This window comes from Pseudoalteromonas sp. Z9A5, assembly GCF_011378875.1.
GTDB lineage: Bacteria > Pseudomonadota > Gammaproteobacteria > Enterobacterales > Alteromonadaceae > Pseudoalteromonas.
This window is the reverse complement of the sequence record NZ_WTLC01000022.1, coordinates 26,998-50,484: the sequence shown is the minus strand read 5'-3', so window position 1 is coordinate 50,484 and position 23,487 is coordinate 26,998. Positions and strand designations below refer to the sequence as shown.

Genomic DNA, 23,487 nt, shown 5'->3' with positions numbered 1-23,487 from the left:
TCAACCAATAATTAAAAGCTATAAATATTTAATAGTGCATAAACACTTAAAATAGGAAGCAAGATAGTTAATATCGTAGGTAATGATAATTTAATTTCACGTTTAGAAAAATATACTACAGCGAAAATAGTTAAAGCGATTTGTAAAACGCCCATGGCATAACTAAATAATATAAGATCATTCAAGCTTGCAAAAGCAAAAACAATAATCACACTAATAAATGAAGTAATTAAATTCCAAAGAAACTCATGGTCGGCACGCCCTTTTGCTTGGGCTGCTACTCCTAGTACAAACCCTATTGGTCTTAACATTCCTATGATCAATAAGATTGTAAAAATAGGGAGAAACCCTTGATACTTATCCCCTAATACTAAATCTGAGAATATGTAAAAAAAGAAAAATATCATTACAAACAAACCCAAGTTTAAAAAACTTACCTGAGTAACAAAGCTATTTAAGTAACCTAAGAATGCTTTATTATCCTTTTGCATTTTGGCAATGTTTGGATAAAAAAGCCGACCTATTAAGGGTCTTATAAACTTTACAGGTTGTAACACCATTTCTTTTGCGAACGAATAGATACCTAAGGCTTCTAACCCCATTATTTTACCTATTACGATCTGATCTAACTGGGTTTTTAATTGATTTATAATTTGAGAGCCCATTTGATAACCACCAAATTTCAAAGCTGGTTTAACAATAGTCCAATCAACTTGAAAATTTGGGTGCCAACTTTTTTCTGCTAATAAAAGCAGTAGGGCTAATCTAACTATCGAGGTAATTACAACCCCATATACATAAGAAAATAAAACAGATACATCAGACTTAATAAGCAAAAAAGTAACCGCTAACAAACTCATCTTGCTAATAATATCAATTTTAGCTAACAAGATATTTTTACCTGACTTTATAAAGTGGGCTTGATATTGAGCTGCGCCTCCTAACAATAAAAAGTTAACTGACAAAATTAATAAGCAAGTGGATATTATTGGCTCTTCATAAAATACAGATATGGGGTAGGCTAATGCAAACATAATGAGACTAGCAAAGCCGCCTAGGCCTAAATTTACAAAGTGCAGTGCATTTTTTTGCGGGTTGTCGATATCTTGTTTGTGGATGAAGTAACTTGCTAGACCAAAATCTTGTATTAAAAAGATAACTGAAACGACTATATTAACAATCGCAAGTATACCCAACTTTTCAGCATCACCAAAAAATGCAATAAGAAAATAGATAGCAAATTGGCTCAACCCAGCAATGCCTGATGAGCTTAAAATCCATAATCCTTGCTTTTTATTGCTCATACACTTCAACTAACAAAGAAGCTAATTGTTCATACAACATTGATTGTTCGTATTTCTCTTGGATTGTTAATTTTGCCATTTCACGCATTTTAGCAATATTTAGTTCGCCAGTTACTAAGCTAGTAATTGCTTGTGCTAAGGTTTCGGGTGAATGTTCTGGTGCTAATAAACCACTTTTATGATTTGTAATAAGCTCAGGAATACCACTATGATAAGTAGAGACTGTAATTAGCCCCATAGCCATTGCTTCCATAAGTGCAACTGGTATTCCTTCCATATCACCGCTAGGGGCAGTAATAGAAGGCAATAAAAACACGTCCGCACTTTGTAATAGTTTACTTATTTTTTCTTGAGGTTGAAATCCAAGTAATGAAGTACAGTTTTGCAAGTTTAAGACCTTAATTTTGTCCTCAATTGCATCTTGTAACTTTCCGCCGCCAACAATACTATATTCAAAATCTAGACCTTGATCTTTTAAAATTTTAATCGCAGAAAGCGCGTCAAATAAACCTTTTTTTTCAATAAAGCGTGCGACTGTTATTATTTTTAGCGGTTTAGACAATGGAGTATCGAATGCTCTACATTCAAATTGCTGACTATTTATACCCATTCGGTTTACGCGTATTTTTTGTTCCTGACAACCTAACTCTATTAACTTACTTTTCCATAACTCACTAATCGGAAGAATTAAATCACTCGTTTCAAAGAGCCTTTTATAATCCTTTTGAAACACGTTTAATATTGACTTAACCGAAATATCAGAGCCATGGAATACAGTTACTAATTTACCGTTTAATAAATTTAGCTCTTTCATTTTGTTCGCTACAACGCCAGCAGTACCAAAATGGGCAATAAAAACATCAGCTTCATGTATGTGAGTGCTGCAACTCACTATACTGGGTAGCAGTAGTGATTTACTGTGAATACCAAAATGCTTTATATTAAGTGCTTTTATTTTTTTTATTATATTTTTAGGTTTGAGTGTATTTAAAATGCGCTTTGAGCGTATAGTTAACGTACTATCTTTTGCTGATTCATTCGTTAAATACGTTGTTTTTTCAACTAACGAGTAGTCTATAACAGCTTGATGATTGTGGCTAAAATCACCTCTGCGTGTAGCGATAATATTTACTTCATACCCTAACTTGATAAGCCCTATGATTTGGTTTATTACGAAGGTTTCTGATGGCTCTGGGAATTGATTTAAAAAAAAAGTTATTCGCATGTATCACTCGCAATGCTATTTAATGCATTCTTTATCATTTCTCTTACTTTTTGTCTTTCTTTGCCAACTTGAACATTCATTTTTAACTCAACTTGGTTCAAATTATTTAAAATATCTTTTGCCGAATTTAATAAGTCACCATCAAATAAAGACTCTATGTCTTTTGAAAGTTCAGGCATATCAAGTTGAGCCATTATTCCTTTTGATTTATGCTCATAATTTATAGCTATTGCAGGTGTACCAAAATTCATAGAAATAATGGCACTGTGCAATCTAGTACCTATTGTTAAAACGCACGTATTAAGAAACGAACCTAACTCTATATCATTAAGTTCATCCATAATGACATAGCACAGAGCTTGGTTTTTAACTAACGCCTGCACCTTTAATGCAACCATTCGATCATCTCGCTGATAGCTATCAATTCCTGTACATGTTGAACACAGTACAACTTGATAACCATCATTAATAAGCTCATCGATAATTAGCGCAAAACGCTCTTCGTACTGTTGCTGAGTAACACCTAAACGCTTGTCGAATGGCGCGAGCTTTCTAAGTGTAATCGCTATAATAGGCTTCGATTTAGCTAATTCTGAAATATGGCTAGGTAAGTTCACTAATTCGTTTGGTACCAACCAAGCCGTATCTGAGCCCATTTTTACCTTGCTATCGGTAATAGATGCTTTATGCATATAATCAAGACTTAGGCTCTCTCTTAAAGCAAGCCCATCGACTGATGAAAACACTTGGTTTGCAAGTTTAGCGTACTTACTGCTATTAAATGGTCCAACCGAATGCCCTAGCATAAATAACTTTTTATCTGCTATTAATGTACATAAAGCATGTTCAAACTGAGCAGGTCCGTACAAATCAACAAAAAAAGAACCACCAACCTGAATAACAGCATCATACTGATTTAACGTATTAACATGCTGTTTGATGTGCACTGGTAAATTTTTGAAATTTTTAGCTTTAAGTTGCTTAGCTAGTCTATAGCCTAAAAATCGACGACTAACCTTTTTCCACAAGCGTTCTTTAAACGAACCACTAGATGAGTGATATTGATCTAGTGGATCCATTTGTAGGCGTTCACTCAATAAGTAACTAGAGCTGACAGGAAATCGACTGTAGATATCTAATTCTATATTAGGTACCTGCTTTCTTAGCTCGGCGATTAAACCTCTTAAAATAGCTCCGTCACCTCTATTTCCACATGTGTGATTACCTACTAATAATAACTTCATTTACTCACTCATTTAATTGTTATTGGTGTACTGTATAACTCAGTCATAGCTTCACTAAACTCGTCAACTTCGCTCGAGTTATTAATTACTTTGGTCGTGATTAACATAACAAGTTCTGTACGGCCTACCGCGTCATCTTTTGTTTTGAAAAGATTACCTAAAATTGGCAGCGTACTTAATCCTGGTATGCTATTACCTTTATTGTCTTTAGTTTGCTGAATTAGACCACCAAGTGCTACTGTTTGACCATCTCCAGATAAGATTTCTGTTGTAATAGAACGATTGGTGATTGTAGGAGAGCTGCTACCACCTAAGTTATTTGCGCTCGCATTACTTACCGACATTGAAACACTTAAGCTTATAACTCCTTGAGAGTTAATTATTGGTGTAATTGTAACGTTTACGCCTGTTGAGCGATACTGAACAGAATTAGACACCGAGTTATTGTCACCAACATTTTGTACAGTTTGCGTAATAATTGGAACCTGATCACCCGAGCTAATAGTTGCTGATTCTCCATCTCTTACTATTAGGTAAGGGCGTGATAAAACACGAGAATCACTTTTTGTAGAATTCCAATTTAAATTAGCCTGCCAGTTACCACTGAGTACTGTACCTACAATACTGCTTGGTGAGCCTGTAAAGTTAGTTAAAGGACCGCTTGAAGGCTCAAGCCCTGTATTTTGGTAAACCCAGTCAATACCCGACGATACAGAATCACTTAATGTTACCTCTAAAATAGTAACATCGAGAATAACTTGCCCTGGTAGTACATCCATTTTTTCCATTAATGATTCTACTAAACGATACTCATCGGTCGTGGTATAAAAAATCAATGCATTTTGTTGTTTATCAAGACTAAAGCGAATTGGACCTTCGCTTGATACACTTCCACGGTTTCTGCTGTCGGCTCCATCTGAACCAGAATTAGAATTAGAACTACTATTAGGGGTATTCGTTTGCCCTAGTAATAATGTACTAATTGATTCAAGCATATCTTCAGCTTTTGCATATTTAGGTTTGTAGATAAAATATTGTCTTTCGTCACCCGCTATTGGTACATCTATTTTATTTGCCCAAAAAGTAATACGATCGATTATTTTTTCACTCGCTGCATAGGCTACAAATGCGTTAATACGAGGAATAGGCACAAATGAAGCATCTCCAGCTTGTGACACTTCCATACCATCTTCAACAAGTAATTTTTCGATTTGTTTAATGCCTTCAATAGGTGAGATATGCGCAAACTCAATTAACCGAATTTGTCGTCCATATGCTCTAGGCACATCTAACATATTAACTATTTTCATTGCTCTTAATATTTCAGTTCTATCACCTTCTAAAATAATTAATTTTTGTAATGAATTTACAGTTACTTGCGCAGTAGATAGCTTTTTCATAATACTTGTTATGTTTCGGCTACTGCTATAAACGTAAGGAACAATTTGGGTAATTGCCCCAGACATTTGTGGTATATCAATTTCTTGATTACCAATACCAATAGCAATGGAGTTTTTTTGATCTGATGATGTTGTTTTTGATAAATATAAAATATTGTCTTTTCTGAGAGCTCTAATTGAGCTTTCTTCAAGCGTTTTTATAACTACTTTATAAAAGTCGGTTCTTGGTATTTCTGTAGAAATATTTAATGTTATTTTGTCATTTGAAGCAGCTAAGCCTGGTGCTACTACGTAATTAAGACCTAGAAGTTCGTCGAATACGCGGCTAGTAAATTCCTTGATTGATATTTCATCTGCCGAAAATGTAATAGGTGCTCCGCTTAACGCAGGTGATTTTTTAGCATCTTCTTTTAAGCGAGTAATACCACCTAAATCTTGTATTTTTAAAGAACTGAAATCATTTCCGTTTTGAGTTTCTTCCTCTTGTCGGACTATATCGCTATTTTGCTTACCTGTACTTTTAAGTATGGATCTTTTTACAGAGATCTTATCGTCACTAATCAAACTTTTTTTATCATTAGTACTTTTTGTTGCACAACCTGAAATGGTTAGTGCTAATAAAACTAAAAGAGATCCCTTTAATGGTTTGCTAATCATTTTGTTACTTCCTCAACACCATTTGTTTTTGTAATACTAATTACTTGTGGTTTATACATTTTAAGCTGTACAGTTTGACCGCTATTTAGCAACTTAACCTCTGTAGCACTGATCTTACTCAGCTCTAAAGATTCAAACTTATCGCCTTCAATGACATCAATTGTATCCTCTCCTGTCGGAGTTTTTAACCGTAAGCGAACCTTTGCCATATCACCACTGGTATATATTGCCACCAACGAGAGCGTTACTTCTATGATATCGGGCTCTACGATATCCTCTTTATTTTTACCTATGTATTGATAATCTACACCGAGTGTTTTAGCTAACTGCTCAATATCAAATTGTTTTTGTGAAACTCTAGACGTTTCTAAATTAAATGAATTAACCTCTTTTTTATTACTATTATCATCACTTAATAATAAAAAATCGCTTACCCATACGAAAGCCGCAATACATGCGCATAAAAGTACTAATATATTTCTCATGATTTTTTAAATACCCGTACAAACTCAATATTTGCAGTTACTTGATCAGGTATAGCTTTATCATGTATTAGTGACACTTGCCTTACCCTATTTCCATCTTGAATATTTTCAAGCTCATGGAGCAAATTAAGTACTTGATTGTAATCCCCTGATACGTTCAGTTGCCCTGCATAAACAGAATAGGCAGTATTAATTTCCACCTCTCTAAAAGGTGCTTTATTATTTATGTTTAATTCATATCGGGCAACAGCTTCATCGACTATTTGTAACCAAAGTAAAGATGGCTCTTGGTTTTTTTCTAAAACAGGTAGCCCTGAGAATTCTTTTGAATTAGCTTCTAGTTGAGCAGAACTATTTTTTAATTCCTGCTCTGATGCCAAAACAAACTCTTGTTTAGCCACAATCTTTTTTAAACCTTCGAGTTCTTGTTTATTAGTATCTAGCCAATCGAGCCAAGGAAAAATTAAAAACTCAAAGCTCAAAAGTAAAGCTATTAGCCCTACTCCCCATTTTTTTATTGATATAGATGATGTATTCACTTCCATGTAACCTCAATGGTAAAAGACTCTGATCCCGTTTTATTTTTTGTTACAGCTCTTGAAAACTTAGCTTCTTTAACCGATTCTGTTTTAATTATCTGTTCTAATACTTTGGTCGCTGAATTTTCTGATGTGCCAAATATTTCAACACCTTTAGTTATTAATTTTACTCTTTCAATAAAAACACCTTCGGCATCTATATTGATTAAACTTAATTTATTTAAGACATTTGGATTATCTTCTAAAAACTTTATAAAATCAGACGTTAATTTAATCTCTTTAATACGATTCTGCCGTTCTGATAACACTGCATTAACGGCGGTTTCGTTATGTGTTTTTATTCCTTGGTAATGATTAATTGCAACCATTAAATACACACTTAATAAAACAGCGGTTATGCTAAATATAGAACCAACTGCAATTAACAATTTACGATTGCTAAGCTTTTCAGGTTTATTATCTGCCTTTTTATTACTCAAAAATAAACCTATAACTTGCAACCAATTAATTTTACTTAGTTGGTTTTCATAATTAAATGAAGGCTTAGCATGCGTAATTAAAAGAGGCTGTGCCTCTGTGTCATCTGAAGCTGAATACAATGGAATAACAACACGACATTCTTCTGGTATCTTATCTAAAATAGATTCAGGAACAACAAAATAAGAAATAGTAAATTGATTACTCGATAACTTATCTATTGACCAAAAAAAACCACCTTCCATTGGAGGCAATTGAATTTTTTCTGCTTGAATGATATTTTTTATTTCTGTTATTGGTGTGTTTTCGTATGTTCGTGTAGTAGCCCAAAATAAATTACGATCAATTAAGCACGCTGTCGCTAAAGTAACTTTTGGCTTTTTTTTCTCTGTTTTTGATACAACACTTTCTGTTGTCAGATGGTATTTAAAGTGGCAAAAAGCCGAGGGTGAACCTAACTTCTTTAAGAAATTTTTCATTATCTAAAAATCAGCTCTTCATCTGTTATAGAATATGGACTGAAAGAATCCTGTCCCCGTAATAGTATAAACTTTTTTGTAATTGAAATATTTTTGTTTGAAGTGATTTTGATCAAAAAGCGTCCGCTAGGGTAATTCACACCATCCGCTGACGTATTTTGAGCACTTTGCTCCAAAATTCCTAAGGCAGAGTATAAAGATTTAGGCATAAATTGTCGAACTATGTACTCCGATGCATATAATGTAATATATGGTTTTATTTGTTCATAAAGATCTTCACTTCCCAATATATAAACTAGTTCTTTAGATTTTTGAATAACACCATTTTTAGGGAGGTAGGGCTCACTATAATCACCACGTTCAGCGCCTTCTAAATGCTTTAGGTTATCTTGATCCTGCCAATCATCCAAACGATCACTAATTCTAAGCAGCTCATCTTGACTTACGCCTTGATTAAGTAATAAAAGATTAAAGTCTGACTTATTAAAAGGTACAAGTGACACCAAACCACTTATGTCTTGAACTGACACGCTATAGTCTGCAAGTTCTTTTGTTTCACTAGCCAAGTTTTTTGTAAAAGCATTTGTGACTGATTGACCTTGAAAGTCATCTCGAGGACCTAAAATACTAAATGAAGTAGTCATGTAGCTATAAATTAACTCTGCTTGCGCGTTCTCTAAGCTTAATTGAGCATCTGTACTTTGCTTCAATATGCCAGCTAATCGAGCGTTATTTTGCCCTTGCCCTGTCATATAAAGCATAATTACAGCCATAACAGCAGTAATCATTAAAACAATTATTAAAGCGACCCCTTGATTATGTTTAGCCTTCGAAAGCATTTGTTGCTCCCTGCTCAAAAGAATTTAACTGCGGTATTTTTAACATAATTGCAGATTGCTCTCGTGTATTTATTTTTATATAAAGAGGTAATATTTTTCTTTTTTTTGCTGAAAATACATTTGACCACATTGGTTTAGGTTTTACAGCTATACTAAAAAATTCTGAATAATAATTACTTAATTCAAAGCCATCTTTCCAACCAAAATAACTAAACTCTACTCCCTCTCCTTGCATATATATAATCGGAGATTCACAACTAAGATCCTCTCGGGTTATGTTATCAAGTAAAAAAGAGCCATATTCAGCTTCACAATACTCTAGGCGTTTATTACGAATACTTAATGTAATTACAGCCATAGGTGAATCAACCTGTATGGGTTTATCAGTTATAAATGACACACTATTAGAATCACCTTCAAAAAAAGGCACCTGTTCATTTAATTCTGTGCGGTATATAAAGGGGATAAGTGAACGTATTTGTTTATTAATTAGTTTTACTGTTGTTAGCGTTTTAACCTTGTAACTTTTGTCTTCCTTTGTAAGGGTCGATAATGAATACCTATAACTGGTAACTGATAAGGTCATCACTAAAGAAAAAATAACCATTGCTACAAGCACTTCTACTAATGTAAAAGCTGATTGATTACATTTATTGCTTCCAATATACATCTTTAAAACTCAATATTTTTTTATCATCTTTCGTAACAGTAACTTCATACAGCACTATATTGTCATCTGTCGTGGTAGTTGTATTTTCGGACTCTGAGGATATAAAGCGTATGGCTGGTTGAGAATTTAATACAGATAAGACCCATGTATATGTACTATTTTTTATATCGTAGGTTCCCGCTGATACGTTTTGATACTGATACTGATAGCTCACTTCATCGCGAATATACTCGGCTAATAATCCACGTTCAACATTATTCATTAAACGCTTCTCATGTAGTAAAGATGAGCGCATAACAAAGCTAATGGCACTAACGGCTATAAATAAAATAATAGAAGCAATTAATACCTCAATAAGGGTCATCCCTTTATTATGCTTCAATTTTCTCACTTTTATTTGTTCCCTTAGAGGTAATCACTAAGCTAATTTTTTTAAAGTAATTATTGGCATTAAATACATGCGTTACAGGGGTTAGCGTAAATGTTTTAAAGTCTATACGTTTAACCAAATGTCCCTTTGTTTCTCGCTCATTCGGTTCTTCATTTGTATCAGGTGCCACAACTGCTAGCTCTGTACTAATAATATTGTTGTCATCAAGTTTCTCGTCGTCTGCTTTTTTTAATGGCTTATCTTCTTCATAAACTTCTAAAAAATTATCAGACACAACCAATGTTAATGAGCCTCCTTTATAAACGCTATACTCTTTTGTAAACGTTATAATTGATGCTAGTTGTTTTTTTTCGCTGTAAAATTTAGCTTGATCAAATTGCTGCCACATATTAGGCAAAACAAATGAAGTAGTTAGACCAATTAAGACTAAAACTATGAGCAGCTCTATTAATGTAAAGCCTTTGTATTTAGAAAGAGACATCGTTTATCGATACTATACTTAGTAACATTGTTATTACTACAGAGCCAACAACTCCACCCATAACTAAAATGAGTAAAGGTTCTAACATTGCTGTAAACCTGATTAGCCATTGCTCAAAACTCAGTCGTGCTCTTTCTGCTATCTCAGTAAAAGAGCTTGTTAATGTGCCACTCTCCTCACCTACCGATATTAATGAAATACCAATATCATCAAAGAGTGAAAGCTTTGCCAATTCATCGCTCAAAATGCCACCAGATGACACTGTTACTACAATTTTTCGGAGGCTTTTTTTTAGTTGAGGGTCTAAAACAGTTTCACTTGCTAGCTCTAAACCATTAGACAAGCTCACACCGCTTTCAAGGGTAAGCTGTAAAGAGGTTGCAAAGCGAATACGATCAGACTGCTTTACAATAGTTTTTATAAGAGGGAGCTTAACTGTCGCTTGAATCATTTTGAGCCTTAATTCATGCTTTTGAAAAGCAAAAACAGCGCCAGTTATCAGTAAAACAATACATATTAATAAATGTATCTGATAATTTTGTATCCATTTTGAAGCATCCATAAGTAATTGCGTATAACTTGGTATATCACTTACCGATTCAAACATTGTAGACATACTCGGTATAACAAAGTTAAATATTGCCCAAATTGCGAGTACGCAAACTATTAGAATAAAAAACGGGTATGTAATTGCTTGAATTACTTTATTTCTGAGTGCATTTTGAAATAACAGATTTTGACTTAATCGGCTAAATACCTGTGGTAAATTACCGGTACTTTCGCCAATTTTAACCATTTCAACAAACAAAGTAGAGAATGTTTCTGGTCGTTTTCCAAGAGCATCACTCAATAAAGCCCCTTGTTTTATATCTGATAAAACCGAAGCCCATACTAAACCAATTGCTGACTTTCGATTTGATTTAACTAATACAGAAAGTGCTTTATCTATTTTTAAGCCATTTTTTAACAATGTAGAAAGCTGATTAGTCGATTGCTCTAAATCAGAGAGTGTTATTCTTTTACGTTGTATTGCTTGGGAAACCGCACTGACTTTAATAACTAATTTATAGTCTTTTCTTAAGTTAGAAAATGCTTCCTTTTCACTCTCTGCGGTGATCTCTCCATTAACCAATTCTCCGCTATGTGAGTATGCTTTAAACTTAAAAAGCTGGCTCATCCCGCAACCCTCATAACTTCCTCAATCGTTGTAATCCCTTGCAACGCTTTTAGTAGTCCATCTTGCTTTAAGCTTCGTAAGTTTTTATCAGCCATTAATTGATAAAGATTATCTAATAGCTTTTCATCTTTAGGTATTCTTTTAATATCACTATCACATGGTAAATACTCTAAAAATGCAACTCGACCAGCATATCCACTGTTTTCACATTCCTCGCATCCTACAGCTTGGTAGAGCCCTTTTTGATTAGGCACTGTAAGTTGATGTAATGAATACTTTTCATGAAAATGTTTACTTTCTTCAGGACCTAGCGGCTGTTTACAGTGACTACATAGTGTTCTTGCTAATCGCTGTGCCATTATAGAAACCAAGCCTGCGTTTAATAAATACTCTTCAATACCTAAATCCATTAGACGTGTGTATGCAGAAGGGGCATCGTTTGTGTGCACGGTACTAAACACTAAGTGACCTGTTAAAGCTGATTGTAGCGCGATTTTAGCAGTTTCATTATCACGGATTTCACCAACCATTATTACGTCAGGATCTTGTCGTACTATACTTCTTAAACCAGCCGAAAAGTCAAAACCTATATCTGAGTTAACTTGAACTTGGTTTACACCTGGAAGTTGGTATTCAATAGGATCTTCTAATGTGATAATTTTAATATCTGGCTTATTTATTTGATTCAAAAATGAATATAATGACGTTGTTTTACCTGAACCAGTGGGACCCGTCATTAAAATAACGCCTGAAGTTCGTTTAAGATCTTCATTTATAAAGGCGATCAGATCTTCAGAATATCCTAATTTTTCGAGATCAAACTTAACTGCATTTTTTATTAAAAAACGCATTACCACACTTTCACCAACACCAAGTGGTAAAGTTGAACAACGAATATCTAAATCCGTAGAACCAGCTTTCATTTCTATTTTACCATCTTGTGGGCGACGCTTTTCAGCGATATCCATACCAGACAATATTTTTATTCTTGAAATAACAGCTAATTGTAAACTATATGGAATAGGGTCGGCTTCTTTTAAAATACCATCAATTCTGTATCGCGCACGGTAGCGACCATCAACAGGTTCAATATGTAAATCTGAGGCCCCTAATTTTACGCCTTTATTTATAAGGCTATTTACCAAGCTTACAGTAGGTGCTCCAAGCGCTAGCTCTTTTAATACAGCTACATTGTCTGAGTACCCTACAAGTTCAGGTTGTTCTTGTGACAAAGCTTTAAATTGCTCGCTAAGTAATTCAAAATCTTTTTTTGTTAGTGCATAAAATTCAATATCAAAATCTAAAAACCGTATGTAATCTAAACCATCTTTATTATGAGGAGAGGTGAAACCTAACTTTAAGGTCTTACCTTCGATCCCTAAAGGCAGCAAATGCGCAGCCAGCAAGAACTCGCTATTCACGTTACTTATTTTTTCTATACTGCCTTGCTCTAACTCAATTGGACCAACCCATTCTTTACAACCGAGTAAATTTGCATACATTGCACACAATTGGTCTTCATCGATCCAGCCAGAATTTAGTAAAAGTATATCTAGCTTTTCGTTTGTAGTTGTTTGATATTCAAGCGCCTGAGACATTCTATTTATATCAATGAGATTGTGCTGAGTTACATATTCCCTTACTTTAGTGTTCCACATCAGCGTCTTCACCCTCGCCACCTGGCTTGCCATCTCTGCCAAAACTTTTTAAAGAGAACATATCGCCATTTGTATCTGAACTTGCACTATAGCTGTATTCATTTCCCCATGGGTCTAATGGGATTTTTTGTGGGAAGTAAGGACCATCCCAAAGCTTATTAGAGCTGCTTAATAATTCATCTAGTTTAGTTGGATAATAACCAATATCTAAGCGGTATGAGTCTAGCGATGTCGCCATTACCTGCATTTGTGCTTTAGCTGTGCCTTCTCTAGCAGAGTCGACTTTACTGAACATTCTTGGGGCTACAATGGAAGCTAAAAGGCCTAAAATCACCATTACAATTAATAGTTCTACGAGTGTAAAACCGACATTTTTAAATTTGTATTTCATAATCAAATCCATGAAGTGTTACTAATAATACGAATAAAAAGGGAGCTTTAAATTCAGCTCCCAAATTTATCATAGCCACGCAGTAATGTAACTACATAAACTATTTAGATTGACGTACCTTGTCGATTGCTGATTCAAATTTTTCTAAACTACCAGAACCAGAAATAAGTTCGTAATTTACAATAGAGTTACCTTCCTTTTTACCAATGATAAAAGTTGGTGTAGAAGTTAAACCTAGTTCAGCAGCATCTTGTAAAGAATGCGTAATAATATTATGAATACCGGTATCGGTTAAACATGCGCTAAATTGCTCTTCGTCTAGCTCAAAATCGTTAATTATCTCAGCTAATGAGTTTTGCTCCATTGAGTTACCAAGTTCAAATAAACGATTTTTTACACCTTCGTACTGCCCTTGATTATAGGCACAGCGAAGTGTAACAGCTGCGTAAGGTGCTTTGGGATGCAAACTAGCTAATGGTAATTCCCTTGCAGAAACAGCAACTTGGTTAGTATCAACAAACTTAGCCTTAAAATCAGGCCATACGGTTTGTTGAAACTTTTTGCAGTATGGGCAATGTAAGTCGGTAAACTCTATCATCACAATTTCAGCATCTTTAGAGCCAATAAATACAGCATCTGATGACAATTCAATTTTTTCTGGACGAACTAGCGAACCTAATCCAACTTTAACGGCAATTTGTCTTTGAACTTCTTTTAATTGTGCAAGCTCTTGTTTAAGTTCTGTGTTTTCGTTGTTTTGTACCGATTGACAACCAGATAAAATAGCGACAAAACAAAGTAATAATAGTTTATTCATTAATATTCCTTATTTTCAACAAAAAAAACCCCCGCAAAAGCGAGGGTTTATCGGCTAATAATTAACTAGTTGTTAATTATTGGCTCCACTCATTTTGGTCAAGTACAGGCATTACACGGTCAGAAGCACCGGCTACACGTTGTACAGCTACACCGTGAACAAGGTCACGTGGTGCAGTTACAGTGAAAGTCAATGAATGACGTTTACTGTTTGAAGTAGTGTTAGCGCCTAAAGCACCTTCAGAGTAACCACCGTCTGCGCCAGTGTAGCCTTTTTGAGCTACAGCTTCTTCAATAAGCTTAGGTACAAAGTAAACAACAGAAGACTTAGCAGCAACAGTACCAAGTTTAACAGCAGTTACTTTACGGTTGTTAGTATTACCATTAGCAGACTCACCGAATACATCAACAGTAACTTCTGCAGACTCATCATGTTCGTTAGTTACACGTACAAAGTTACCTTCGCCGTTTACAACGTAAGGAACTTTAAGTACAGCACCGTTAACGCCAACTTCATGAGATACTTTGCTAAGCTCACAATGGTCGATGTAATCTGCGTTACCAAAGTCTAAAGTATAATGAGTATTAACATCGTAGTTAAAGTTCATGATACCAGTAGCTGAAGTATTAGTTACCGCGTAAAACATTTGGTTGTAATCAGCACCAAATAAGTTACTAGTAGAAGTTTTAGCGTTTGTTTCAACATCACCACCAGTTGCTTCAGGAGTGAATACGTCAAGTGCATACGTTTCGTATACTGGAGCAGTTGCTTTAGTTAAACCAAAGTCACCCCAAGTAGTACCAATTTCAACTGGCTCTTGAGTTGCTAATACACCTGTAGCAGCTGTACGAGAGTTGAAAAGACCCATATCTACAGTAGTACCAGGCATTACTGAAGCAACAAATGAAGTTTCTAGTTTATCAGAAACAGTTAATACGATGTTACGGTCTAGAGTAGCACCACGGTCGTAGAAAGCAGTTTTGTAAATTACTTGATTTTTTCTAACAACAAGTTGTTTAGAAGCATCAGCATCAAAAACAAACTCTGTACGTGCTGTAACAGCTTGACCAGCAGCATTGCTGCTTTCTGCGTTTACATCACCAACAGCTGTTGTACCGTCTTGGAAAGCATAAAACTGTGGAGAAATATCTGCGATCTTAACGAATGAAGATACACCACCTTGAATACTGAAACCAGTACCACCATCTGAGATAGCTTCAGTAGCTCTGATGCTTACTGATTTAGATGTAGTTGCAGTAGTACATTCTTCGTTAGCAATTTTGATACCAATTGGATCAACAGCAAACTCGTTACCTGTAGCTACACGAGAGAAAGCTAGACGAGTACCAGCGCCAACAACATTATCTTTTGTAATGATAGTGATAACGTTAGTACCATCAACTGTACCATCTGAAGAACCGATAGCTTCAATATCGCCGTCGTCATTTAATTTAACTAAATGAACTTGGTTTGCATTACCGTCAAAAAGAGCACCAGTAATTTCAAATTCAATTTTAGAACCACCTGGGATATCGGTAGTTGGGATGTAGATGATTTGCTGATCACCAAAAGTACCATCGCCTTCGATATCATCGAAATCAATGCTAAGGTTACCAGTTAATTCATAAGCAATGCTTGTTTCATTAAGAGTTTCTAAAGTTGCTCCACCAGCAGTTGTACGCGGTGTTACACAAGCTGCGCCAGTGTACTTAGTGTCAAATGCAGAAACACCAGTGTTATCAGCATTTTTGTAAACTTCAAAACATGCTTCCGTACCAGCGTATACATTACCTGCTAAAACAGCTGTTACTGCTGCAGGGATTAGAGCGATTTTTGAAAAGCGCTTCATTTTTATCTCCTTGACCATTTAATTAGTACCCGATGGGTACAGTTCAGTTTTAAAATTTATTTTCGTTGTTTTAAATTAAACAACGAAAACTAATATTCTTAAACTCTTCCAATACTCCTCAAATGAAGTATCAGTTCGAGGTGGGGCAATTATGATAACTTAACCACATTAATTCAAGGTTTTATTAAAAAAAATACACATTTCGTTCAAATAAAAAGCTAAAAAAAGGAATAACCTATTGATTTTAATTAAACTTAAAGCATTAACTTTTTTTACAAAGCACTTAATGCAGCAACCGCAACACCTAGTTGGTATAACACTTGAGTTGCCTTACTCCAAAGGGTTAATTTATCCATGTGTTCGGCGTCTAAAGGCACCACTATTGTATCGCCAGGCTCCAGCAGCTCTGACTCACTAGCTGCAAACCAATTACCTTTATTAGGAATTTTTACTGAGCCATTCGCCTTTATTACATAAATACGATCTTCTGCAGCTCGAGATTTCATTCCCCCACTTTGATTAATGTAATCTTCAATATCAATTCCATTTTTAAATAAGTGAGAAGTAGAATAATTAACCTCACCAATAACACTAATCGAGTCACGCTTACTCGGCACGAAAAGCTGATCGCCATTTTGAAGCACTAAATTTTGTTGATTATTCACTATTAATGGCAAATCAATCACAAGCCGCCCGACTGCTTTTACACTTGCTATATCACTTAATAGCTTGGTCATATCGTCGTAAGATAATGAACTTCCTGACTCTGAGTTTTGAAAGCTCTTTGATGCTATATCTCTACGTAATTCTGATGATAAGCGCGCTAGTTGTTCTTCTTCTTGCTGCTTTATTGATTTACGTGTGAATACCGCTGCTTTTTGCTCTGCAAATTGTGAGAAACCACCTGCACGTTTTAGTAAATCATTTAACGTTTCACCTCTGCGAATTGTATAAGTACCAGGAAACCTTAGTTCACCTTTTAATTCTACTTTTACATTTTCTTGCCAGTTAGGTATTGCAAAAATATTAACACTGTCTTTACTACGTAAAGTTATATTATTTTCTGCATTTCCATTAAAAACACTTTCTAAATCAAATTTGATATGTTCTATTTTTGATGTATCGGAGCTAACTACACGTGTTATTTCAGCCTGCTTAATATAGGCTGATTCTAAAAGACCTCCTGACGCAGAAATCAAGTCACTTACTTTTCCGCCAATCATTAATGGATATATACCAGGATAAGTTACAGTCCCAGCTATCTCGACTAATTGCATAGAGTTATTAAATGAGGCTTGCTGTTTTAACTTCGCTATAATTGGTTCGAGTAAGTTATGACGACTGAATAGTGCATAATCTTCAGGCTTAAGTTCTTGGTCCTCTTCCGCTTTACGCTTTGAAAACTCGGCAATAGTTAGTATTTTATTATCATCTAGAACTAATTCTTCGCCTTTTTCATTTATGCCAATATATTTTTCAAACTCTTTTTTCTCAAACTCATGCCATTGCTTTGCTTTTAATTGCTCTTGCTGTTGCTTTTGACTTAAAGCCATATTCTCAAGTGCAACTAGCTCTGCTTCTTTTTCTTCGAAGCGACTAAAAACCATGATTTTGTCATTTGCTTGAAGTTCAAAATCGTTATCGTCATTTTTTATAATCGCCTGCGCTACATCAAATTGATAAATGTCGATATCACCATTTATATTTACTTCTCGAACGACTAAGCCATAACTTAAATCAGCCTGGGGTAGTAAATCACCTCTAACCGATTTAAGTACATCAGAAATACGTTTCCCTTTATACCATTGGTAATTGCCAGGTCTAGCTACAGCGCCAATAAGGCTAATAGAATTTTTATATTGTAAGCTTATTGGGTTAAAGCGAATTTTATCACCTGCTTGAGGGATATAGCTTATATTATTTTTTGAAAAATCAATCGATAATATCTCTTTGCGCTGGTGACTAAAGCGCTCAACGAATACGCTTTGAGCATAGGCATCAGGTTTTAATCCTCCTGCCATATGTAATAAATCTTTAGCTGTTTCGCCTTTTTTAAGCTCAAATATAGCAGGGCGTTTTACCAACCCTTCAACTGTAACCTGTGCGCCTACAGCTGGTATAAAAACAACATCAGCCGGCTGTAATACAATATCTTTACTACTATCACCATTAATAAGTAAATCGTAAAGATCAAAATTAACGACAACTTTACCCGCTCTTTTAACTTGGATATTTCTTAATGAAGCAATGTCTGATACACCACCACTTACAAATAAAGCATGAGAAATAGTTGTTAAAGGAGATACGCTATAACTTCCTGGTTTATATGCTTCTCCTAAAACTAAAATTCGCATACTACGCAGCTGTCCAAGTGAAACAAAAGCTTTGACACCTATAATTTCTTGCTCAACTTTAGCTTTAATTAACTCTTTAACCTCAGAAAAATTTAATCCGGCTACATCGACAGGGCTTAGATTTGGGATACTAATTCGTCCTTCGCGATCTACCGTTACATCAAAGCTATTACTCTCTTTACCGTAGAAATTAATAGTTAATTGATCTCCCCGCCCCATTAGGTAGGTATCAGGTACAGCGGCGTTTTCACTAGGCATAAACGTTGTTGGCTCACCCGCAAACAAGTTATATCCGTAAGGTTTGACCTCTTCAATTTGAGGTTTAAAACGATCCTCGTCGGTTAATTCTTCTTCTTTTTGTTCCGACCGTTGACCTATTGTTGGCTGGTTTTCTAAACTACTTTGAGTTTCCGATTTATTAGTACCTGCGATCGTCGATACATCTACACCATATTGCTCGGCAAGTGCCTCTTGTTGAGCTTTTGGTAGTTTCTTAAACTTTTCTAGCTGTGCCGCCGTAGGCGTAAAAGCCATTAAATGGAAACTAGAAAGTAATAATAAAAAACTAAAACATCGTTTAAAAACATTCACTGGTAAGTATATCCCTAAATCAAGAACCAAAATTTCCCGCTATAATACATTATTTACTTTTAAATAGAAGCTCCGAGCCATAAAGACTAAAGTGTGTAATTTTTAAAATAAGTAATTTTAAAAATTCCCTTGTCGCATCATGTAAGGTTGCTTTTATTTAGTTACACTATCTCATTATGATACGTGTTTTTATGTTTAGACTAAGTTAATCTTGTACAGTTTGACTATCGAATATGAACAGTAAGCAACCAAATGCAAGGTGTATCCTATTAAGTATTCCCTAAGTCGATTTACTTTTATTACCAACAAAAAATACGTATGCGCTAGCTTTACTCTATTTTTAAAGACGTTATAGTAGCTTTGGATTCACTACCTAGCCCGCCTAACTATAGAGATCAACTCATAACTAAATCACCTCAAATTGGAAAGTTTTAGTACAAAAGTTAACACTCCCTAATTTACTTATCTAAATTCCTATTAATTTAAGTTTTTAAGCATATAAGGTAATGTTATTTTGCTTTAGCTTTGATCTTACTTATATAATCGGCAAATATTTACATGGAGGTGCATCAGTTTTATGAATTTTAGGAAAGATATTAACGGGCTTAGAGCTATTGCAGTAATTGCTGTTGTACTCTTTCATTTTAATGCATCTTGGATGCCTGGAGGATTTGCAGGTGTCGATGTTTTTTTTGTAATCTCAGGCTTTTTGATGACCAGTATCATCATAAGGGGATTTGAGAGAGAGCGTTTTTCAATAATTAGTTTTTATCTTGCGAGAGCAAGCAGAATCATTCCAGCTCTAGCTGCACTTTGCTTTGTATTATTAGTTTTTGGTTGGTTTTTTTTAATCCCTTCTGAGTTTCAATTATTAGGTAAACACGCTGGTAGTAGCATTGGATTCATCTCAAATATTGCTTATTGGAGAGAGTCTGGATATTTCGATGCCATTTCACATGAAAAATGGCTACTACACACTTGGTCGTTATCAGTTGAATGGCAGTTTTACCTTATATATCCGGTATTGCTGGTTGTAATGCAAAAAATAATGTCTGTAAAAAGAATAAAAATTGTTCTTTTAATTGGAACCATTTTAGGGTTTATTTATTGCGTTTATATTACATATTCGTCACCTAATTTTGCATATTATTTTTTACCCTCTAGAGCTTGGGAAATGATGCTAGGAGGAATTGCTTATTTATACCCTTTAGATATTAGTAGTAATCGTAAAAAAATGACACAATGGCTTGGTTTTTTTTTAATTTTAGGATCTTATATATTCATAAGTAAGGAAAATATATGGCCAGGATACCTAGCTTTAATACCTTGCTTCGGTGCTTTTTTAATCCTTCAAGCTAACCAAAATGACAGTCTTCTAACTAGTAACATAGTATTTCAAAAATTAGGTTACTGGTCATATTCCATCTATTTATGGCACTGGCCACTTACAGTTTACTATTACGAAAGTAGTGGAGGTAATCACTCCCCTATTATCTATATTATATTATCAGTATTACTTGGATGGTTATCATATAAATATATTGAATGTATCAAATTACATAAAATAGAAAAAATAACCTTCATTAATCTTCTTAAATTTAAACCTTTGCATTACGTGTTAGTAATTAGTTTTTCTTCGATAATTATATTTATCTCTAATGGAGTAAATTGGAAGTTTAGAGCAGCTGCAAACTCTCCAGATGCTTTATATTTGAAGAAATATCAAAAAGAAAATTATGTATCTAAATATGTAAATATTGAATATAAGCAAGAATGCAATTTCTTTGACGGCAATAAAGCTAAAATAAATGATATTCCTGATTCTTGTATAAATAATGGTGAAGGCGGTATTTTTCTATGGGGAGACTCACACGCTCAAGCTTTATCGTATGGATTAAGGTCGACTTTTACTGAAACTGTATTTAACCAAGTTGCAACATCAGGCTGCCGCCCCTTAGTTAAAGAGGATATACTCACTAAAAGTGAGTTTAAAATTGCTTGTGATAAATCAAATACAAAAGCTAAAAATGCTATCTTACAAATAAAACCTAAAATTATAATTTTAGCGCAAAAATTAGAACATGATAAAAATAACTACTTTGAAATTAAAAATTACTTAGATAGTAATAACATAAATGCATCAATACTTTTAATTGGTCCAGTACCACAGTGGAGACCATCTTTGCCTAAAGCTATAGTTAAAAGGCACTTTAACCCCAGCGAACGCTACATTAAAGATGTATATTTTGTAGAAGAAACACTATCAATTAATTCAATCCTTAAAGAGCGTTATAGCGATAGTAAAATAAACTATATATCTATTATTGATGCTTTATGCAACGACAATAACAAATGCCTAGCTAAGATAGATGATAAAAACACACCTTTAATTTGGGATTACGGTCATTTATCACTTGAAGGGTCAATGTACATCGCCCAAACAGTTATTAGCTCTAAAATTAAAAAAATATTGTTAGAGGAAATGGCTTCTAAATAATTTTTCCATTAACTATTTAAAAATAGAGGCAGTATAATTAAATCGTAAATTTAAGTAATTCAATTTAAAGTAGTTGCTAATTTTTTTTAATAAATTCATTATTCTTAAATTAATAAAAAAGGGACTTTCGTCCCTTTTTATTAAGTTTTATAAAGTTAATTAAAAACTATAAACTAATGTAAATGACGTTTCAGTATCAGTACTTTCTTTATCATCAGCAACATCTGAGTTGTTAGTGATATTAAAAGCAACTTTCATTTGTAAAGAGCCATTAATTTTTGCAAGTAATGCGGTTTCTGAACGCGTTTTAGTGTTTGTATCACCGTATTCAACAGCTACTAGCTGAGTAAAACGTGCATTATCAGAAATCTGCCAGTTGTAATCTAATTTACCTAATGCAATTACTTCACCTTCGTATTCGCCAGCAAGTGAGTTGCCGTTGTCGTCAACTTCAGAGCTATCATTTGGGTATTCAAAGTATTTATAACCAGGACCAACTTCAGCATTTAGCCACATGTTTTGTTCGTTCAATAAACGCATACCGTAACCGGCTGAAATTACAGACTCACTTCTATACGCACCAAAGTAATCTGACACATGTGAACCATAAATAAATAAATGAGAGTAATCATCATTTAATTTGTAGTTACCTTGTGCTGAAATAGAGTACTTTTCGTTTGTACGCTGTTTATCTTTATTACCATCATCATCTTCAACTTCATCTTCTTTGTAGATGCCGTCTATTTTGTATTCATTATTCCAGTTTTCAAGGTTGTGCTGTACTTTAATGCCACCTTTAAGCGTGGTTGTTTCAGTATTACCACTGGTAATAATTGCACCTAGTTCACTAGTAACTTCCCAGGTTCTTTGTTTTGCGTCTTCTGCGAATGCGTTAGTTGTAACTGACGCTGCAACTAAAATTGATAAAAGCTTTAATTTCATTAAAAAATAACCTTTGAATAAATGTATATCTATTTTATTAAACCGTTACCTGTTAGAGCAAGCAAAACAGCTCATAAATGACGTTAATAATTTTCATGTAAAAATACTACATATCAAATTCGCCAAGTATGAGCTGCTTTGTTATTACAATAATTAAGTAAAACCTTAATTTAATAGGTATTTAAAAAATTAGTCTTGCTTGTGAAAATGAACATCCATTTGCGGAAATGGTATTGTAATATTTGCATCATCTAATGCAATCTTAATATTTTCCATTAAAGACCAGTATGTAGGCCAGTAATCAGCTGAGTTAACCCAAGGGCGCACAACAAAGTTTACGCTTGAATCGCCTAGCTCATTTACTGCAACAGTATAAGCTGGGTCTTTAAGTAAACGTGATTCTGCATCTAATACAGATTTAAGAACATCTTTAGCTTGGCGTAAATCGGCATCGTAGCCAACACCAATTACTAAGTCGATACGACGAGTAGACTCTCGTGAGAAGTTAGTAATAGCACCAGACATTATTTGAGAGTTTGGTACGATAATTACTTTGTTGTCTGGAGTGCGAAGCTCTGTTGAGAAAATTTCGATTTTCTTAACTGTCCCCATTTTGCCGCCTGCTTCAACAAATTCACCTGATTTGAAAGGGCGAAGTAATATAATTAACACACCAGATGCAAAGTTAGAAAGTGAACCTTGTAATGCTAAACCAACAGCTAAACCTGCAGCACCTAAAATAGCAATGAATGATGTAGTTTCGATACCGATTTGCGAAAGTGCCATTAAAATAGTTACAGCAAACACAAGTGTGTACACAATACTTGAAACAAATGAACCAACAGCTTTATCTACTTTCTTTTTAGCGAAGCCTTTTTCAGTTAAACCAGAACAAAACTTAGCAATACGACTACCAAGCAGAAAGATAACAAGCGCAATCACAGCTTGAATACCGTAATGTAAAATTAGGCCTGAGTTATCGTTAAGCCAATTAAGTACTGAATCCATATTTACTCCAAA

General features: G+C 34.5%; 20 protein-coding genes. 1 reads left to right on the top strand and 19 read right to left on the bottom strand.

Annotated elements, in window-relative coordinates; translation table 11 throughout:
• Positions 1 to 11: 11 nt before the first annotated feature.
• The 17 genes from GQR56_RS12570 to GQR56_RS12490 form a co-directional block, all read right to left on the bottom strand.
• Positions 12 to 1,304: an oligosaccharide flippase family protein gene (locus tag GQR56_RS12570; protein ID WP_166111961.1), complete on the bottom strand. Its 1,293-nt coding sequence runs from the start codon at positions 1,302 to 1,304 to the stop codon at positions 12 to 14.
• The gene (locus GQR56_RS12565) at positions 1,294 to 2,529 is read right to left on the bottom strand and encodes a glycosyltransferase (protein WP_166111959.1); all 1,236 of its coding nucleotides are present in this window, start codon (positions 2,527 to 2,529) and stop codon (positions 1,294 to 1,296) included. The genes GQR56_RS12570 and GQR56_RS12565 overlap by 11 nt, the downstream gene beginning before the upstream one ends.
• Positions 2,520 to 3,773 (bottom strand): colanic acid biosynthesis pyruvyl transferase WcaK, encoded by a 1,254-nt coding sequence (wcaK, locus tag GQR56_RS12560; protein WP_166111956.1) that lies wholly within the window; start codon positions 3,771 to 3,773, stop codon positions 2,520 to 2,522. The genes GQR56_RS12565 and wcaK overlap by 10 nt, the downstream gene beginning before the upstream one ends.
• A gap of 8 nt (positions 3,774 to 3,781) precedes the next feature.
• Entirely contained in the window at positions 3,782 to 5,830 is a 2,049-nt protein-coding gene (locus GQR56_RS12555; protein WP_166111953.1) for a secretin N-terminal domain-containing protein, read from the bottom strand.
• Entirely contained in the window at positions 5,827 to 6,315 is a 489-nt protein-coding gene (locus GQR56_RS12550; RefSeq protein WP_166111950.1) for a hypothetical protein, read from the bottom strand. Before GQR56_RS12550 ends, GQR56_RS12555 begins: the two co-directional genes overlap by 4 nt.
• Positions 6,312 to 6,860: a hypothetical protein gene (locus tag GQR56_RS12545; RefSeq protein WP_166111947.1), complete on the bottom strand. Its 549-nt coding sequence runs from the start codon at positions 6,858 to 6,860 to the stop codon at positions 6,312 to 6,314. The genes GQR56_RS12550 and GQR56_RS12545 overlap by 4 nt, the downstream gene beginning before the upstream one ends.
• Positions 6,851 to 7,810: a hypothetical protein gene (locus GQR56_RS12540; RefSeq protein ID WP_166111944.1), complete on the bottom strand. Its 960-nt coding sequence runs from the start codon at positions 7,808 to 7,810 to the stop codon at positions 6,851 to 6,853. Before GQR56_RS12540 ends, GQR56_RS12545 begins: the two co-directional genes overlap by 10 nt.
• On the bottom strand, positions 7,810 to 8,649 hold the full coding sequence (locus GQR56_RS12535; protein WP_166111941.1) for a type II secretion system protein GspK: 840 nt from the start codon (positions 8,647 to 8,649) through the stop codon (positions 7,810 to 7,812). Before GQR56_RS12535 ends, GQR56_RS12540 begins: the two co-directional genes overlap by 1 nt.
• On the bottom strand, positions 8,633 to 9,319 hold the full coding sequence (locus tag GQR56_RS12530; RefSeq protein ID WP_166111939.1) for a type II secretion system protein: 687 nt from the start codon (positions 9,317 to 9,319) through the stop codon (positions 8,633 to 8,635). Before GQR56_RS12530 ends, GQR56_RS12535 begins: the two co-directional genes overlap by 17 nt.
• Positions 9,300 to 9,701 carry a type II secretion system protein gene (locus tag GQR56_RS12525; protein WP_166111936.1) on the bottom strand — a complete coding sequence of 134 codons (402 nt, stop codon included), beginning with the start codon at positions 9,699 to 9,701 and terminating at the stop codon, positions 9,300 to 9,302. Before GQR56_RS12525 ends, GQR56_RS12530 begins: the two co-directional genes overlap by 20 nt.
• A complete protein-coding gene (locus tag GQR56_RS12520) occupies positions 9,691 to 10,191 on the bottom strand; it encodes a prepilin-type N-terminal cleavage/methylation domain-containing protein (RefSeq protein ID WP_166111933.1) in 501 nt (166 codons plus the stop codon). Before GQR56_RS12520 ends, GQR56_RS12525 begins: the two co-directional genes overlap by 11 nt.
• Positions 10,178 to 11,368, bottom strand: a complete 1,191-nt coding sequence (locus tag GQR56_RS12515; RefSeq protein WP_166111930.1) for a type II secretion system F family protein — start codon at positions 11,366 to 11,368, stop codon at positions 10,178 to 10,180. The genes GQR56_RS12520 and GQR56_RS12515 overlap by 14 nt, the downstream gene beginning before the upstream one ends.
• Positions 11,365 to 13,038, bottom strand: a complete 1,674-nt coding sequence (locus GQR56_RS12510; RefSeq protein ID WP_331461422.1) for a GspE/PulE family protein — start codon at positions 13,036 to 13,038, stop codon at positions 11,365 to 11,367. The genes GQR56_RS12515 and GQR56_RS12510 overlap by 4 nt, the downstream gene beginning before the upstream one ends.
• Positions 13,013 to 13,417, bottom strand: a complete 405-nt coding sequence (gene gspG / locus GQR56_RS12505; protein ID WP_166111927.1) for a type II secretion system major pseudopilin GspG — start codon at positions 13,415 to 13,417, stop codon at positions 13,013 to 13,015. Before gspG ends, GQR56_RS12510 begins: the two co-directional genes overlap by 26 nt.
• 100 nt (positions 13,418 to 13,517) lie before the next feature.
• Entirely contained in the window at positions 13,518 to 14,234 is a 717-nt protein-coding gene (locus GQR56_RS12500; RefSeq protein ID WP_166111924.1) for a thioredoxin domain-containing protein, read from the bottom strand.
• Positions 14,235 to 14,310: 76 nt separating this feature from the next.
• Positions 14,311 to 16,083 (bottom strand): hypothetical protein, encoded by a 1,773-nt coding sequence (locus tag GQR56_RS12495; RefSeq protein ID WP_166111921.1) that lies wholly within the window; start codon positions 16,081 to 16,083, stop codon positions 14,311 to 14,313.
• Positions 16,084 to 16,355: 272 nt separating this feature from the next.
• Positions 16,356 to 18,971, bottom strand: a complete 2,616-nt coding sequence (locus tag GQR56_RS12490; RefSeq protein ID WP_166112054.1) for an SLBB domain-containing protein — start codon at positions 18,969 to 18,971, stop codon at positions 16,356 to 16,358.
• A 634-nt stretch (positions 18,972 to 19,605) separates the two neighbouring features.
• On the opposite strand from GQR56_RS12490, the gene GQR56_RS12485 reads away from it, so the two are divergent.
• On the top strand, positions 19,606 to 21,525 hold the full coding sequence (locus GQR56_RS12485; protein ID WP_166111919.1) for an acyltransferase family protein: 1,920 nt from the start codon (positions 19,606 to 19,608) through the stop codon (positions 21,523 to 21,525).
• A gap of 159 nt (positions 21,526 to 21,684) precedes the next feature.
• Here GQR56_RS12485 and GQR56_RS12480 read toward each other — a convergent pair whose 3' ends face one another.
• A complete protein-coding gene (locus GQR56_RS12480; protein WP_166111916.1) occupies positions 21,685 to 22,467 on the bottom strand; it encodes a DUF481 domain-containing protein in 783 nt (260 codons plus the stop codon).
• A 189-nt stretch (positions 22,468 to 22,656) separates the two neighbouring features.
• A complete protein-coding gene (locus tag GQR56_RS12475; protein WP_166111913.1) occupies positions 22,657 to 23,475 on the bottom strand; it encodes a mechanosensitive ion channel domain-containing protein in 819 nt (272 codons plus the stop codon).
• Between the last annotated feature and the right edge of the window lie 12 nt (positions 23,476 to 23,487).

What these genes read in the sequence shown, in the direction of transcription:
- GQR56_RS12570 (WP_166111961.1), bottom strand. Translation starts at nt 1,304, where the DNA reads ATGAGCAATAAAAAGCAAGGATTATGGATTTTAAGCTCATCAGGCATT.
- GQR56_RS12565 (WP_166111959.1), bottom strand. Translation starts at nt 2,529, where the DNA reads ATGCGAATAACTTTTTTTTTAAATCAATTCCCAGAGCCATCAGAAACC.
- wcaK (WP_166111956.1), bottom strand. Translation starts at nt 3,773, where the DNA reads ATGAAGTTATTATTAGTAGGTAATCACACATGTGGAAATAGAGGTGAC.
- GQR56_RS12555 (WP_166111953.1), bottom strand. Translation starts at nt 5,830, where the DNA reads ATGATTAGCAAACCATTAAAGGGATCTCTTTTAGTTTTATTAGCACTA.
- GQR56_RS12550 (WP_166111950.1), bottom strand. Translation starts at nt 6,315, where the DNA reads ATGAGAAATATATTAGTACTTTTATGCGCATGTATTGCGGCTTTCGTA.
- GQR56_RS12545 (WP_166111947.1), bottom strand. Translation starts at nt 6,860, where the DNA reads ATGGAAGTGAATACATCATCTATATCAATAAAAAAATGGGGAGTAGGG.
- GQR56_RS12540 (WP_166111944.1), bottom strand. Translation starts at nt 7,810, where the DNA reads ATGAAAAATTTCTTAAAGAAGTTAGGTTCACCCTCGGCTTTTTGCCAC.
- GQR56_RS12535 (WP_166111941.1), bottom strand. Translation starts at nt 8,649, where the DNA reads ATGCTTTCGAAGGCTAAACATAATCAAGGGGTCGCTTTAATAATTGTT.
- GQR56_RS12530 (WP_166111939.1), bottom strand. Translation starts at nt 9,319, where the DNA reads ATGTATATTGGAAGCAATAAATGTAATCAATCAGCTTTTACATTAGTA.
- GQR56_RS12520 (WP_166111933.1), bottom strand. Translation starts at nt 10,191, where the DNA reads ATGTCTCTTTCTAAATACAAAGGCTTTACATTAATAGAGCTGCTCATA.
- GQR56_RS12515 (WP_166111930.1), bottom strand. Translation starts at nt 11,368, where the DNA reads ATGAGCCAGCTTTTTAAGTTTAAAGCATACTCACATAGCGGAGAATTG.
- gspG (WP_166111927.1), bottom strand. Translation starts at nt 13,417, where the DNA reads ATGAAATACAAATTTAAAAATGTCGGTTTTACACTCGTAGAACTATTA.
- GQR56_RS12500 (WP_166111924.1), bottom strand. Translation starts at nt 14,234, where the DNA reads ATGAATAAACTATTATTACTTTGTTTTGTCGCTATTTTATCTGGTTGT.
- GQR56_RS12495 (WP_166111921.1), bottom strand. Translation starts at nt 16,083, where the DNA reads ATGAAGCGCTTTTCAAAAATCGCTCTAATCCCTGCAGCAGTAACAGCT.
- GQR56_RS12490 (WP_166112054.1), bottom strand. Translation starts at nt 18,971, where the DNA reads ATGGCTTTTACGCCTACGGCGGCACAGCTAGAAAAGTTTAAGAAACTA.
- GQR56_RS12485 (WP_166111919.1), top strand. Translation starts at nt 19,606, where the DNA reads ATGAATTTTAGGAAAGATATTAACGGGCTTAGAGCTATTGCAGTAATT.
- GQR56_RS12480 (WP_166111916.1), bottom strand. Translation starts at nt 22,467, where the DNA reads ATGAAATTAAAGCTTTTATCAATTTTAGTTGCAGCGTCAGTTACAACT.
- GQR56_RS12475 (WP_166111913.1), bottom strand. Translation starts at nt 23,475, where the DNA reads ATGGATTCAGTACTTAATTGGCTTAACGATAACTCAGGCCTAATTTTA.